The 13,488-nt window shown below is 52.7% G+C and carries 14 protein-coding genes; 8 read left to right on the top strand and 6 right to left on the bottom strand.

Going from position 1 to position 13,488, the window contains the following annotated elements; all coding sequences use genetic code 11:
- Positions 1–51: 51 nt before the first annotated feature.
- The 3 genes from ACJJIV_RS12080 to ACJJIV_RS12070 form a co-directional block, all read right to left on the bottom strand.
- A complete protein-coding gene (locus ACJJIV_RS12080; RefSeq protein WP_444889107.1) occupies positions 52–381 on the bottom strand; it encodes a superinfection immunity protein in 330 nt (109 codons plus the stop codon).
- A 63-nt stretch (positions 382–444) separates the two neighbouring features.
- Positions 445–1,038 (bottom strand): hypothetical protein, encoded by a 594-nt coding sequence (locus ACJJIV_RS12075; protein ID WP_444889106.1) that lies wholly within the window; start codon positions 1,036–1,038, stop codon positions 445–447.
- Entirely contained in the window at positions 1,038–1,538 is a 501-nt protein-coding gene (locus tag ACJJIV_RS12070; RefSeq protein WP_444889105.1) for an RNA polymerase sigma factor, read from the bottom strand. Before ACJJIV_RS12070 ends, ACJJIV_RS12075 begins: the two co-directional genes overlap by 1 nt.
- A gap of 191 nt (positions 1,539–1,729) precedes the next feature.
- Here ACJJIV_RS12070 and ACJJIV_RS12065 point away from each other — a divergent pair, with 191 nt between their 5' ends.
- Positions 1,730–2,152 carry an organic hydroperoxide resistance protein gene (locus tag ACJJIV_RS12065; protein WP_444889104.1) on the top strand — a complete coding sequence of 141 codons (423 nt, stop codon included), beginning with the start codon at positions 1,730–1,732 and terminating at the stop codon, positions 2,150–2,152.
- Positions 2,153–2,201: 49 nt separating this feature from the next.
- Here the strand turns inward: ACJJIV_RS12065 and hutG are convergent, their stop codons facing one another.
- The gene (hutG, locus tag ACJJIV_RS12060; protein ID WP_444889103.1) at positions 2,202–3,170 is read right to left on the bottom strand and encodes a formimidoylglutamase; all 969 of its coding nucleotides are present in this window, start codon (positions 3,168–3,170) and stop codon (positions 2,202–2,204) included.
- Positions 3,154–4,383 carry an imidazolonepropionase gene (hutI, locus tag ACJJIV_RS12055; protein ID WP_252083749.1) on the bottom strand — a complete coding sequence of 410 codons (1,230 nt, stop codon included), beginning with the start codon at positions 4,381–4,383 and terminating at the stop codon, positions 3,154–3,156. Before hutI ends, hutG begins: the two co-directional genes overlap by 17 nt.
- Positions 4,384–4,570: 187 nt before the next feature.
- Between hutI and hutC the strand changes: the two genes are divergently transcribed.
- From hutC to ACJJIV_RS12030, 5 genes are all read left to right on the top strand, one after another.
- The gene (gene hutC / locus ACJJIV_RS12050; RefSeq protein WP_252083750.1) at positions 4,571–5,281 is read left to right on the top strand and encodes a histidine utilization transcriptional repressor HutC; all 711 of its coding nucleotides are present in this window, start codon (positions 4,571–4,573) and stop codon (positions 5,279–5,281) included.
- Between the two features lie 88 nt (positions 5,282–5,369).
- On the top strand, positions 5,370–7,046 hold the full coding sequence (gene hutU, locus ACJJIV_RS12045) for a urocanate hydratase (RefSeq protein WP_444883116.1): 1,677 nt from the start codon (positions 5,370–5,372) through the stop codon (positions 7,044–7,046).
- A 266-nt stretch (positions 7,047–7,312) separates the two neighbouring features.
- Entirely contained in the window at positions 7,313–8,863 is a 1,551-nt protein-coding gene (gene hutH / locus ACJJIV_RS12040) for a histidine ammonia-lyase (protein ID WP_444889102.1), read from the top strand.
- Positions 8,864–9,147: 284 nt separating this feature from the next.
- A complete protein-coding gene (locus ACJJIV_RS12035) occupies positions 9,148–9,489 on the top strand; it encodes a hypothetical protein (protein ID WP_252083753.1) in 342 nt (113 codons plus the stop codon).
- 97 nt (positions 9,490–9,586) lie between these two features.
- Entirely contained in the window at positions 9,587–10,087 is a 501-nt protein-coding gene (locus ACJJIV_RS12030) for a hypothetical protein (RefSeq protein WP_444889101.1), read from the top strand.
- Between the two features lie 699 nt (positions 10,088–10,786).
- Here the strand turns inward: ACJJIV_RS12030 and pyk are convergent.
- Positions 10,787–12,223, bottom strand: a complete 1,437-nt coding sequence (gene pyk / locus ACJJIV_RS12025) for a pyruvate kinase (RefSeq protein WP_444889100.1) — start codon at positions 12,221–12,223, stop codon at positions 10,787–10,789.
- A gap of 181 nt (positions 12,224–12,404) precedes the next feature.
- Here pyk and ACJJIV_RS12020 point away from each other — a divergent pair, with 181 nt between their 5' ends.
- Positions 12,405–12,878, top strand: coding sequence for an META domain-containing protein (locus ACJJIV_RS12020; RefSeq protein WP_252083757.1), 474 nt, complete (start codon positions 12,405–12,407; stop codon positions 12,876–12,878).
- Between the two features lie 64 nt (positions 12,879–12,942).
- Complete coding sequence (locus tag ACJJIV_RS12015) at positions 12,943–13,440, top strand: META domain-containing protein (RefSeq protein ID WP_444889099.1); 498 nt, start codon at positions 12,943–12,945, stop codon at positions 13,438–13,440.
- Positions 13,441–13,488: the final 48 nt, after the last annotated feature.

Below are 13,488 nucleotides of genomic sequence, written 5' to 3'. Positions count from 1 at the left end.
AAACGGATAGGATGAATCCGTCCTATCCGCAGCCTGCAATCTCATGGAGCCCTAACGACCGCTTGATGCTGCGTGCTTGCCAGAAACGCCTGTTTCCTTATTTCCATCAGAAGTAATCTGCTCCTTCGCACCGCCTTTATCACGCAACTTACCGGTGACAGCCCAAGCCAAAAGGGCAACCCAGGCAATCCAGGAAAGCCCTGCAGGCACATTTGCTGCGAGAATTTTACGAAAGTGTTTTCTATTGAGAAAAAATGCAACTATGGCTGGAAGAAACCAAACAGCAAAGAAGAAAACAATAAATAAAAAGCCCTTTAGCGGACTAATTTGGCTCAGCAATTCTGAAAAGCGGCTAATTAATTGATCGAGATCTGTAAACATATCCTTATTCCAATTTTAAAGCTGTCCTTTTTTACAGTCTCGCCTTCATCAATTTACTTACAACTAATTTAGATATTTTTTTTGTAGATCTTCCAAGCTGGCCTTTTCGCGTCCTGTACGCCAGTAGACATAGTAACTATGTAGGGATAGAAAGGCTGTCACACCTAAAGTAACTAGGAAGGCTTTTTGAGGATCCTTGATGAATGGTGCATTTGGATCAATTTCAATTGAAATGAAGTGCCAGACTGCAAATATTACAAGTTGAATCAATAAATAAAACCAACAAAAATTTATCTCCCTTCGTTTTCGGCGCAATCTTAATAATGCTAAATCAATATAAGCTTTTGCGGTTTCTTCCAATGGTCCCCATAAACCACGTCGATTTACTATTGAAAATCCAATCCCCAACGCAAAGATACTAAATACAAAGAATAACCTGATAGATACATCTGCTAGGTTTCTTTCCAGTACTGTCTTGACTATAAAAAGCGCTAAGACAATCCATGTGATAACCTCGGAAATAATCACAAAACGCATACGCCGCTCCTGACGACGTACCCACTTCAATATGGCAGTAGGCACTCTTGTACTAACCCGCTGCTGCTTCCATAAAGTTTCCAGTTCAGACCACTGTTCTTCACTGCTCGCTTTATTCACTACTCACCTCCTGACAAGCAGATGTTCAGCCGTTCTTTTGCTCGATTCAAGCGCACGGCAATATTGCTTTCACTGATACCAAGCACTTCTGAAATTTCCATATAGCTTAACCCCTCTAAACGCAGGGTCAGGGTTTGACGTAAACCCAGTGGTAGTTTTTTAACCGCAATTAGCAGCCGCTCTGACTTACGCTCTTCCTCCAGGCGCTCATCGGGACCCGCTTGATTGTCTGGCAGCGTCATCAATTCCTCCTCACCCGCATGTTGAGGTTTTCTTCTTGCTATTTCGGTTACACAACGATTGTGAACAATGCGATAGACAAAGGTTTTTAAGCTGGCATCCCCTCGAAAGGAAGGCAACGCTCGCCATAGCCCCAACCATATCTCCTGGAGCAGATCCTCATGTTCTACAGTAGTGCGCACATAGCTGCGCGCTATTCGGGAGATACCCTCGGCATACTCGCTTATCGCCTGCTGAAATAATTGATCCCGTAAATCCACCGGCTACTCCATTTTTTTGTAATGATTACTGTACCGGCGACGCCAAAAACCTTACAAAAAATTTCGTCTACATCTTCAATCAGTGTCGATATCTTCGTTTGATCCGATAACTCGGATTTACCTCAGGCCTTACATACCGACACAAGCCAAGACAACTACACTTGGTCTGCAGAATTTCTGAGGACACACTTATGAAGGCTCTCTATACGGCAGTCGCCACGGCGACAGGTGGACGTGATGGACAGGCGGCTTCGTCGGATGGCGCCCTAGACGTAAAGCTCAGCATTCCCAAAGAGCTGGGCGGGGATGGCGGAAGTGGTACCAACCCTGAGCAATTATTTGCGGCAGGCTATTCGGCTTGCTTTATCGGTGCAATGAAATTTGTTGCGGACAAGGAAAAGGTCGCTACACCGAACGATACCAGTGTGCGAGCTGAAGTTGGCATAGGACCCAGCGGGAAAGGCTTTGGGCTGGAAGTTGATCTCTATATAGAGCTACCGGGCATGGATCAGGTGGTAGCTGAACGCGTGGCCTTAAAAGCTCACGAGGAAGTTTGCCCCTACTCCAATGCAACCCGCAATAATATTACCGCGAGGCTGCATATTACGGTTTAGAAGCATAAGGCTGCCAACCCCTGGCAGCCTTGCAGGCCACTTTACCCTCTTACTCTTGGCGAGTTGAGCGCGCGGCCCCATTGGTTATTTGGAAAACCAACCTTGCTGCAGTGCGCGCACCATGATCTTCAATATCGAAATAGGGATTAAACTCGGCCATATCCGCCAAGCAAACCTTGTTTGAGTCCAGAACGGTATCCAGCAGCTCTTCGAGTAATTCCAGCGGGACTCCACGCCCAGAGGGGGCACTGACCGCAGGCATTACTGCTGCTGGTAATACGTCCAGGCATACTGTGAGGTACAGAAAGTCCACCTTATCGGTAAAGTCCCGGATCTGCTGTTTTATTTTATCCAGATTCCAGCTGCTAATTTCTCGATCGCGAATGACTTCTGCACCCAGTTCATCGGCACGATTGTAAAGCGCCGGCGTATTGGCATTATCGGCAGCACCGACACAGAGATAATTGAAAGGGCGGCCATTGATCTGGCACTGTTCCGCAATTTGATAGAAAGGTGTACCCGAGGAGCCCTTGGGTGAAGGGATACGCAAATCCAGATGGGCATCAAAATTGATAATACCCAGGGTCTTTTCCCGGTGTAGCTCGCGCATCCATCGCGCTATGCCCTGATAACTACCAAACGCGATTTCATGTCCACCCCCCAAAACCAGGGGAAAGTGTCCGTTAGCCAGCAACTCATTGATACGCGCACCGAGTAGTGCCTGTGCGGATTCCAAATCCTCACGATCGACTCGTACATTGCCGGCATCATAAAGAGGTAAATCAAAGGTGGCGGGTAGATTGGCAGTCGCCAAGCGTAGGATTCGCGGCCCTTTCGCAGCGCCAATACGCCCTTTATTGCGGCGCACACCTTCATCCGAGGCGAAACCGAGGATGGCAATTCCAGGGGGGTTATCCAGCTGCAGCGGCGAAACACGTTGGTGCCAACGCTCCCCGGCGCGACCGTCCTCACTGTCTGTGCGGCCACTCCACAAGCGCATATCAGCCAGCTGTAACATCTTTACCTCCCAGGAAAATCTGTGCGGGTTTCAGCGCGCCAAATTCATAGGCCAACTGATCTGGGGTATCCATCGGCCATAACACCATATCTGCGCGCAATCCGGGCCGCAGTACTCCGCGGGAACAGCAGAGCCCCAAGGCCCGCGCGGCTGCGCGAGTCACCCCGGCCAACGCCTCCGCTGGGGTAAGGCCAAATAGGTTGCAGCCCATATTCATCATTAACCGCAGAGAACCGATAGGGCAGCTACCGGGATTCAGATCGGTGGACAGGGCCATACAAACCCCCGCCTCGCGCAGTTTCTCTACCGGTGGCATCTGGGTCTCGCGCAGAGTATAAAAAGCTCCCGGGAGTAATACTGCCACGGTGCCGCTTTCAGCCATGGCCAGCACATCCGCATCGCTAATATATTCAATATGATCTACGGAGAGGGCGCTGGCTTTGGTTGCCATCTCAGTGGCGCCAGTGCGTGCCAGCTGCTCGGCATGCACTTTAATGGGCATGTCCAACTGCTTGGCGGCATCAATTACCCGCTGACACTGCTCTACGGTAAAGCCGATGGTTTCGCAGAACATATCCACCGCATCGGCCAGTTGCTCGCGCGCAACTGCCGGCAATATCTGCTCGCAAATCAAATCGATATATTCATCGGCACGACCATCGTATTCCGGCGGCAGGGCGTGAGCGGCCAAACAGGTGGTAACGATTTCTACCGAATTGTGCTGCGCCAAACGGCGAGCGGTGCGCAGCTGTTTCAGCTCCGTATCCAGATCCAGGCCATAGCCGGATTTGATCTCGACAGTGGTGGCCCCCTCGGACATCAAGGCGCGAAGGCGCGGCTCCGACAAACGGTATAATTCCTCAGCACTGGCGGCACGAGTGGCCCTCACAGTGGAAATAATGCCACCACCAGAACGGGCTACTTCTTCATAGCTCTCCCCGCCCAGGCGGCGCGCAAATTCTCCGGCGCGGTGACCGCCGTAAACCAGATGGGTATGGCAATCGATCAGGCCCGGTGTCAACCACTGCCCCTCACCGTCGATCACCTTATCTGGAGCACAGTCCGGTAACTCGCGACGCGGCCCCAGCCAAACAATCTTGCCGCCGGTTACCGCCACTGCGGCATCCTCTACAGCACCGTAGCCCCCGGCAATCGAAGGGTCCATGGTAGCGGCGTTCACATTCGTAATCAGTAGGTCACAGCGTTCTGTCATAAGCTTCTAGCGGCGCGCTTTTCCTTCTTTAACCATAGATGCCCAGTGCAATACCGAGCGGGATTTGGTCAGTCAGCATACAGACCATCGCCCCGGCTTGACAGTCATCTTTAAGACAACCATAGTAGCTTCTATTATTTCTTGTATATACAACCATATACAAGCCATAAAGGCATTAAACCCGAGTATGAATACTGCAAGCGAACCCCGCTACGCGGCGATCAAGCGCCATATCCGGCAAAACATCGAAAACGGCAGCTGGCCTGTGCATTTCCAGGTGCCCTCAGAAAATCAGCTGGCGCAGGAATTCGGTGTCAGCCGTATGACCGCCAGACGCGCTTTAAGTGAATTGACCGATGAGCGGGTACTGATGCGCTCCCAGGGACTCGGTACATTTGTGGCCGAACCAGTACCGGCTGGCTCCCTGTTAGAAGTGCGCAATATTGCTGATGAAATTTCAGCACGCGGCCACAGCTACAGCAATCGAATTTTGCTGGCACAACATTGTATGGCTAACGCCGAAGTAGCCCGTGCCCTGGAAGTGCCGGAACAGGCCAAGGTTTTTCACACCATTATTGTGCACTGTGATAACGGCGTTCCCATTCAGTGGGAAGAACGCTTTACCAATCCGGCCCTGGCTCCCGAATACTTACAACAGGATTTCGCCCACACCACGCCAAACGCCTATCTTTCCAGAGTCGCACCATTGACCGAGGCGGATACCACGGTTGAGGCAATCTCAGCAGAAGCTTCTATTGCCTACGCACTGGAGATCGCCACCGGCGATGCCTGCCTACAGGTGTGGCGGCGTACCAAGAGTAGCGCCGGTACTGTGAGCTTTGCCCGCCTGGTGCACCCGGGTAAACGCTACCGCCTGGGGGCTCAGCTGAGATTCTAATTTCTGCATGTATCTCATACGTCCCAGCAACACTGGATTGCCAATCATAGGGCGCAAGAATTTTTACCTAATAATTTGAGAGGAATGTATGTCCGCTGATAAACGCCACGACCCCAGCCGCAAAATCCGCGCGCCTCGCGGCAGTGAGCTCAATGCCAAAAGCTGGCTCACCGAAGCTCCCCTGCGCATGTTGATGAACAACCTGGACGCCGAGGTAGCTGAACGCCCGGAGGATCTGGTGGTTTACGGTGGTATCGGCCGCGCCGCGCGGGATTGGGAGTGCTACGACAAAATTGTCGAGGTGCTAAAGCGCCTGGAAGACGATGAAACCCTGCTGGTGCAGTCCGGCAAGCCCGTCGGAGTCTTTAAAACCCACGCCGATGCACCTCGGGTATTAATTGCCAATTCCAACCTGGTACCCCACTGGGCCAACTGGGAGCACTTCAACGAGTTAGATAAAAAAGGCCTGGCCATGTACGGCCAGATGACCGCCGGCTCTTGGATTTATATCGGCTCCCAGGGCATCGTCCAAGGTACCTATGAAACCTTTGCCGCAGTCGCACGCAAACATTTTAAGGGCGAAGCGAAAGGCAAATGGATTCTTACCGGTGGCCTCGGCGGCATGGGTGGCGCTCAGCCATTGGCGGCGACGATGGCCGGTTTCAGCATGATCGCCGTAGAGTGTGACGAAACCCGTATCGATTTCCGTCTGCGCACCGGCTATGTAGACAAAAAAGCCACCAGCCTCGATGAAGCACTGCAAATGATTGAAGCCGCGATGGAAAAAGGCGAAGCCATTTCCGTTGGTCTGCTGGGCAACGCAGCAGATATTTTCCCGGAAATTGTAAAACGCAATATTCTGCCGGATTCTGTTACCGACCAGACTTCCGCACACGATCCTTTAAATGGCTACCTGCCCCAGGGCTGGACCATGGAATACGCCGCAGAAATGCGTAAAAAAGACGAGGCCGCAGTAGTAAAGGCAGCCAAACAGTCTATGGCGGTTCAGGTTGAAGCCATGCTGGAGCTGCAAAAGCGCGGAGCCGCGACCCTCGACTACGGCAACAATATTCGCCAGATGGCTCTCGAGGAAGGTGTAGAAAATGCCTTCGATTTTCCCGGCTTTGTACCCGCTTATATTCGCCCTCTGTTCTGCGAAGGTGTAGGTCCTTTCCGCTGGGCAGCCCTGTCCGGAAACCCGGAAGATATCTACAAGACCGATGCCAAGGTTAAGGAACTGATTCCCGACAATCCACAGCTGCACAACTGGCTCGATATGGCCCGCGAGCGGATTCATTTCCAGGGACTGCCCGCACGTATCTGCTGGGTGGGCCTGAAAGATCGCGCACGCCTGGCACTGGCATTTAACGAGATGGTAGCCAACGGTGAATTGGAAGCACCGGTAGTGATCGGCCGCGACCACCTCGACAGCGGCTCTGTAGCGAGTCCCAACCGCGAAACTGAAGCCATGATGGATGGTTCCGACGCTGTCTCCGACTGGCCGCTGATGAATGCCCTGCTGAACACTGCCTCCGGCGCTACCTGGGTATCCCTGCATCACGGTGGTGGCGTAGGCATGGGCTTCTCCCAGCACTCAGGGGTGGTCATTGTCTGTGACGGTACTGAAGCTGCGCGCAAACGTATCGAACGGGTTCTCTGGAATGATCCCGCCACCGGCGTAATGCGCCACGCCGATGCCGGTTACGAGATCGCAAAAAAATGCGCAAAAGAGCAGGGCCTGGACCTGCCTATGCTGAACGACTGATTTTTTACCGCAACAAAAATACCGCCGGCGGAAATCTTTTACAGCCCGAATAATTTTTATCGGGCTGCGCCGCCGGCGCCTAACAGAGTGTTGAAAAAGCCAAAAGGCAACTTTTTCAAGCCATCTTTGTGGCACATGTCCCCAAAGATGGGCACTCAAATCAAGCATTTCAGTGCTTGATTTTGCGGCAGGCGCTTTCGCACCGCCCGCGCAGGTTGTTTTTTAACAGCCAGCTAAGCAGTAAATATTTTTTGGTGAATGAATTTATGTATCAATTGGAAATCGATCCCGGTCAATTGAGCCTTGCGCAACTGCGCCGCGTAGCCCGCGAGTCGGTGCAACTGTCCCTGGCGAAAAGTGCCTATCCCGCTATTGAAGCCTCTGCCCACACTGTTGCCCAGGTTATTACCGAGGGGCGCACGGTTTACGGAATTAATACCGGTTTTGGTTTACTGGCCAACACCCGCATTGAAAAGCACGACCTGGAAAACCTGCAGCGCGCTATTGTACTTAGCCATGCCGCCGGTACCGGCAACTTTATGAGTGAAGCCACCGTGCGTCTGCTGATGGTGTTGAAAATCAACTCGCTCGCGCGCGGCTTCTCTGGTGTGCGCCCGCAGGTTATCGAAGCTTTAATGCAACTGGTCAATGCCGGTGTCTACCCCGCTATCCCTGAGAAAGGTTCTGTCGGCGCTTCTGGCGATTTGGCGCCGCTGGCTCATATGAGCGTGGTACTTCTCGGTGAAGGGGAAGTATTTATCAAGGGCGAGCGCAAGAGTGCTCACGAAGGCCTCAAAGCGGCAGGGCTAGAGCCTATTACCCTGGCTCCCAAAGAGGGCCTCGCCCTGCTAAATGGCACCCAGGCTTCTACCGCCTTTGCCCTGCTCGGCCTATTCGCCAGTGAAGACCTATTCGCCGGCGCCCTGGTAACCGGTGCCATTACCCTGGAAGCCGCCAAGGGCTCACGCCGCCCCTTCGATGATCGTATTCACAACGCCCGCGGCCAACAGGCTCAGCGCGACGTAGCGGCAATTTATCGGGACCTGCTCGGTGAAACCAGCCAGATCGGTGATTCCCACCAATTCTGCGAAAAGGTGCAGGACCCCTACTCCCTGCGCTGTCAGCCCCAGGTCATGGGTGCCTGTCTGCAACAAATGCGCTTCGCTGCAGAAGTATTGTTGGCCGAGGCAAATGGTGTTTCCGATAACCCGCTGGTATTTACCGACGAGGAAAATCCGAATAACTCCGACATTATTTCCGGTGGTAACTTCCATGCAGAACCGGTAGCGATGGTCGCCGACAACCTGGCGCTGGCATTGGCAGAAATCGGCTCCCTTTCCGAGCGTCGCATGGCGCTGTTGATCGACAGCAACCTATCCGGCCTGCCTCCCTTCCTGGTGGAAAATGGCGGGGTGAACTCCGGCTTTATGATCGCTCAGGTCACCTCAGCAGCGCTTGCCAGTGAGAACAAATCCATGGCGCACCCCGCCTGTGTGGACTCACTGCCCACCTCCGCCAACCAGGAAGACCATGTATCCATGGCCACCTTTGCCGGCCGTCGCCTGAGGGATATGGCCGACAATACCTGTGGCATCCTGGCGGTAGAGCTACTCGCGGCCTGCCAGGGATTGGATTTCCGTGCGCCGTTAAAATCTACGGAAAAACTGGAAGCCGCCAAGGCAAAACTGCGCGCGCGAGTACCCTTCTATGACAAGGACCGCTACTTTGCCCCGGATATTGAAGAGGCGAAGCAATTGCTAAGCAGCGGCGCCTACCTGGAATCCATTGATCCAGCCCTGCTCCCAAGCAGTCATTAATTTCCTTTAATTTCTATAAATTAAATTTTATAGAAGATTTCGTTACTAAATACCGGGGCCTAAATCCCGGTATTTTTTTCTCTGTCTTTGGTCCGCCAGCAACAGCGACTCTAAAGTAGCTGTTTGTCCGCGGTCGCGATTTAAAACAAAAAAATCAGTAAAGAGACAAGTTTTTCTTTATCAGGTACCGCTAGAACAAATTTTTTTCTTTGTGAGGAAATTTGCGCCAAAAGTGCTAGGCTGACAATTAGACGTTTTACCCGCCAAAAGGTGTGGAGGTCTAGATGAAACCGCTGTCGCTTCGGCTGCTCCGCCACTCGGGCTACGCGCTGGCTATTGCCACAGGTTTTGCTCTGTCAGCCTGTAACGGAACAGGTTACCCCTGCGGAGGAGGCTATGACTGCTCAGCTAGCTATTACGGATATAGCCCTTATTACAGCAAGTCATACTACAACCTACGGGGCCGCTATGCCCACTGCCACCCCGATGGAACCTGCCACAACATGCAGCATTGCAACTTTTACTGGGATGGGAATTTTTATCGCCTGAGGCCGCCCGCGGTGGTGAACACAAGTTACCAGGTAATTGATCTGCCGGATCCGCCCTACCAGGCCAGGCCCTACTGAGAAAGAAATTCTGTGTGCGTCCATTTGGCACACATAAAGGGGCTTGGCCCCTGCCGGGCCTCTCCGGGGGGAACTTTCGCTTACCGGAGATTGCACTATGAATAGAGCTGTTAAGACGGCTTTTATTGCCGTCACGGTATGCACGGCCCTAACTTTAGGCGCCTGTGCAACCGATAGTTACTATAACGGTGGCTACTACGGCGGTTACTACAGAGGAGGGGGAGTGGCCTACACCTCTTCCTTTGTTTACCCTTACGCAACCCCGAACTACTATCCCTCCAGTAATATCTATGTCTCTTACCGCACACCGGTTTACCAGTATTACCGGGCAACCCCGCGCTATGGCTATTATTATCGCGGTGCCTACTCCTATTACCGCGCACCAGGTTATCGCGGCAACCCCCGCTACCGGGCCAGGTACTTTTATCGCGGGCTTCCCTACTACAACCGCTTTAACTCCCCCGGTGCTGCACAAATCCGCTATCGTGCCCAGCACCGTTACTATCGCGGCGGCCACCGAGGATATCGCAGCCACCGCAGCTACAGAGTGCGTGGACACCATCGCGTCCGCGGTGGGCATCACCATAGAAGACGCTAGTGTTTAGCTGCTATTAACCCAACCATGAAATAGCTGAAACCCAGTTATTTTATTCTGCCCGCAAAATGCCGGTACAGATCAATAATATTACTGGCATTTTGCGGACTCACCAATTCACAAAACAACGTCAATACAAGTTTTAAATGGGTCCGCTAATAACTTTGAATTAATCATTTAGAAATATTCGATTACTTATTTGCGCGCAAAAAAAATGTAATTAGAAAACCTCTCTTTGATAATTCACATCCGCCCCACAATGGTGACCGGCGAGTTTGCTCACTGGCTACCAATATCTGGCTTATCTTTAGCCATTCAATAGCTGTCGCCAGTTTTTGCAAATTGGCGTTTTTTTCCTCACTCTGACAGCTATTACCACTAATCTGAGTTAAGAAAGCTAATCCTGTAAACCTTGCGAGGTAAGTGCAGTGCAGAAACTCCTGCCGAAACTGCTTGCAGTGACACTGGTAATAAGCATTACCGGCTGCTCCACAACTAAATCACAGGGCACCCCAAAATCTTTATCACTCAACGGAAAAAAATTTCACTGCGTTGAACAGGAACTGGAAACAAAAACTCTAGTGCGCTGCGCACGTTCCGGCTAAAAACGAATTTATTAAATGCCAGAAAAATACAGATAAAAAAGTAGGGATTTCGATTTAAAAATAAAAATTGAATTTTCGCCCAGAGCGGAAAAAATGATTACTCAACTCTTACGACCCGTAGGGTATCAGTCTGGCCGCCGGCATCTTGTCGATAGCCACGGGAAACCAAGACAAAATCCCCCGATTTTAAAAGACTGCGCTGCTTCAAGTGGTCGATTGCCTTGTGGTCACGGGAGGGGCCATCCATACCCGCCACCGCCATTAAAACCGGATCGACGCCGCGATAAAGGGCAACTCGGTTACAAACTCTACGGTGCCGACAAAACGCGTAAATCGGAATGGCTGCGCGAACCCTGGACATCAAAAGGGCTGTGTTGCCCGTTTCTGTCTGGCAGATAATAGCCTTGATATCTCGACAGTGATTGGCAATGGTGATTGCAGCCATGGCGATACAGGCATCCCCGGCAGGGTAATTGCCACGCAAACTATCCGAAGGGCGCTGTGTTGCACGGTGTTTTTCCGCCCCAATAATTACCTCGTCCATATGCCGAACAGTCTCCACCGGGTAGTCCCCGCTGGCGGTTTCCGCCGACAACATTACCGCATCGGTGCCATCCAACACCGCATTGGCGACATCACACACCTCCGCCCTCGTAGGCACAGGGCTGGAGATCATTGACTCCATCATCTGTGTTGCTGTAATTACCGTGCGATTCAGATAGCGGGCAAAACGAATTAAATGTTTTTGCACCCCCATCAATTCCGCATCGCCAATCTCTACTGCCAGATCGCCGCGTGCCACCATGATGACATCGCTCGCCAGAATCAGCTCCTGCAAGTGTTCATCAGAAGAGATCGCCTCGGCCCGTTCAATCTTGGCGACAATCTGGCTGCTACCCCCCGCCTGCTGTAGAAGCTCCCGCGCCCTATGAATATCCCGCGCATCGCGAGGAAAGGACACCGCCAAGTAGTCCAGCCGCAGATCGGCGACAACTTGAATATCGCACAAATCCTTGTCCGTTAATGCAGGCGCGGTGAGGCCACCGCCCCGCTTGTTAATTCCTTTTCGATTGGAGAGCCAGCCCCCATCCTGTACCTCAGTGATAACCGCACTGCCTTCAATTTTCTTGATCTGCAGACTGAGTCGCCCGTCGTCCAGCAGCAGGGTATCTCCTGGGCGGCAGTCCTCGGCCAGCTCGGTGTAATCCACCGAAACCCCGGCGCTGTTGCCCTGCTCCCTTGGCCAAGTAGGGTCCAGAGTAAACTCGGCACCAGTGCTGAGATGCACACCGCCATCGGTGAACTTGCCCACACGAATTTTCGGCCCCTGAAGATCACCCAATATGGCGATATGACACCCTTGGCGAGCGGACTCTGCCCGAACCTGCTCGGCGCGGCGGCGGTGCTCGTCGATTTCACCATGGGAAAAATTCAGGCGCACGATGTTCACCCCGGCGGCGACCAGTTGTCCCAGGGTGTCCCCCTTATCGGTTGAGGGACCCAGTGTTGCGACTATTTTTGTCCGCCGGATCATGCCGCACCTAGCCTCGTTTTACTGCCCGGATAGCACTCACTTTCACAGGAGAAGCATAGCTTGTCACACCTGTCGTCTCTCAATGGAGGCCAGCGACTAAGCTTTGCATAGAGCGGGTTATAGGCTAAAGCGACAGGCCCGTTTGAGATTGTAGGTGCAAGGGTCAGGGAGTAACTCGCCGATGAGCAGGTTGGTGCAACTGTGGCTGCTGGGGGCCCTGCTGGTCATTGGCGGATGCCTGTCGAACAGTGCGGAAGAAGCCCGAGTTGTGCAGAGTGCGGGAACTGCAAGTTCGGTCTGCAATAAGAAGTGGCAGCTGGTACGCCTGCGTATTAACGGCGCTGCGGTGCCGATCCAGAAGCCTGCAGATTTTACTTTCGTGTGTAATCTCGATGGCAATGTGATGGGGCGCAGCGGTATTAATACCTACCGTGGCGAGCTGCAGATAACTGAAAACGGCCTGATGTTGTGGGACAGTTCCAGCTTCGCCTCGACCAAGATGAGCGGCCCGGAGATCCTACTGCAGCAGGAAAATGCCTACCTGCGCGCCCTGGCCGGTACTCGCCAGGCATTTACCAAGTCCCGCGGTAAGCGTTTGATCCTTCGCGACGCCTCTGGCGATATTTATATTGAATATGTCAGGGCAGGATCTTGAACACCACCACAGACCACTGATAGCTTTTACGATTAAATGTCGCAAAAACAATGAGAACGACATCATGCCGCGATCTCACTTACGCTTGCAGCTTGTGGTCCCAGCCGTATTGAGCCTGCTTTTTTCCGGGTGTATGTCTTTCAGGGAGCCCACTCCCCAGCCCCCCAAACAGCCGGCGTGGTCTGCCTGTGAGCACGACTGGATACTCTCAAACCTCCGAGATGGCGAGAACACCTACGAGTACACGCTACTGTGGAAAAAGTTCTGGCGCGAGCGCCCATTCTTTACCTGTGATCGCTTCGGCTACGTACGGGGTAACGGTGGCATCAACCCCTATCTGGGGCGCTTTTCTCTCGAGAGCAGCGGCGAACTTTCCTGGCCCAGGTCGCCGATTATCTCCAGAGTGGGAGATCGCCGCCCCAGTGATGAACTAGAGGCCGACTACCTGAAAGCCCTGCGCAAAACCCGTTTTCTCGAAGTGGTGGGCGACAAGCTGATCTTGAGCAGTAATGACAAATCCACACGGCTAGAATTTAACCGGGTCGATGACATTATGCGTTGAATTCCCGGTACCAATGCCTGTAGCGCAGCCATAAAAAAGGCGACCCAA

Source organism: Microbulbifer mixtoriginis (SeqCode) (assembly GCF_052466765.1).
The sequence above is the reverse complement of the archived record's forward strand: the minus strand, read 5'-3'. Positions and strand labels throughout refer to the sequence as shown.

What these genes read in the sequence shown, in the direction of transcription:
- ACJJIV_RS12080 (WP_444889107.1), bottom strand. Translation starts at nt 381, where the DNA reads ATGTTTACAGATCTCGATCAATTAATTAGCCGCTTTTCAGAATTGCTG.
- ACJJIV_RS12065 (WP_444889104.1), top strand. Translation starts at nt 1,730, where the DNA reads ATGAAGGCTCTCTATACGGCAGTCGCCACGGCGACAGGTGGACGTGAT.
- hutG (WP_444889103.1), bottom strand. Translation starts at nt 3,170, where the DNA reads ATGTTACAGCTGGCTGATATGCGCTTGTGGAGTGGCCGCACAGACAGT.
- hutI (WP_252083749.1), bottom strand. Translation starts at nt 4,383, where the DNA reads ATGACAGAACGCTGTGACCTACTGATTACGAATGTGAACGCCGCTACC.
- hutC (WP_252083750.1), top strand. Translation starts at nt 4,571, where the DNA reads ATGAATACTGCAAGCGAACCCCGCTACGCGGCGATCAAGCGCCATATC.
- hutU (WP_444883116.1), top strand. Translation starts at nt 5,370, where the DNA reads ATGTCCGCTGATAAACGCCACGACCCCAGCCGCAAAATCCGCGCGCCT.
- hutH (WP_444889102.1), top strand. Translation starts at nt 7,313, where the DNA reads ATGTATCAATTGGAAATCGATCCCGGTCAATTGAGCCTTGCGCAACTG.
- ACJJIV_RS12035 (WP_252083753.1), top strand. Translation starts at nt 9,148, where the DNA reads ATGAAACCGCTGTCGCTTCGGCTGCTCCGCCACTCGGGCTACGCGCTG.
- ACJJIV_RS12030 (WP_444889101.1), top strand. Translation starts at nt 9,587, where the DNA reads ATGAATAGAGCTGTTAAGACGGCTTTTATTGCCGTCACGGTATGCACG.
- pyk (WP_444889100.1), bottom strand. Translation starts at nt 12,223, where the DNA reads ATGATCCGGCGGACAAAAATAGTCGCAACACTGGGTCCCTCAACCGAT.
- ACJJIV_RS12020 (WP_252083757.1), top strand. Translation starts at nt 12,405, where the DNA reads ATGAGCAGGTTGGTGCAACTGTGGCTGCTGGGGGCCCTGCTGGTCATT.
- ACJJIV_RS12015 (WP_444889099.1), top strand. Translation starts at nt 12,943, where the DNA reads ATGCCGCGATCTCACTTACGCTTGCAGCTTGTGGTCCCAGCCGTATTG.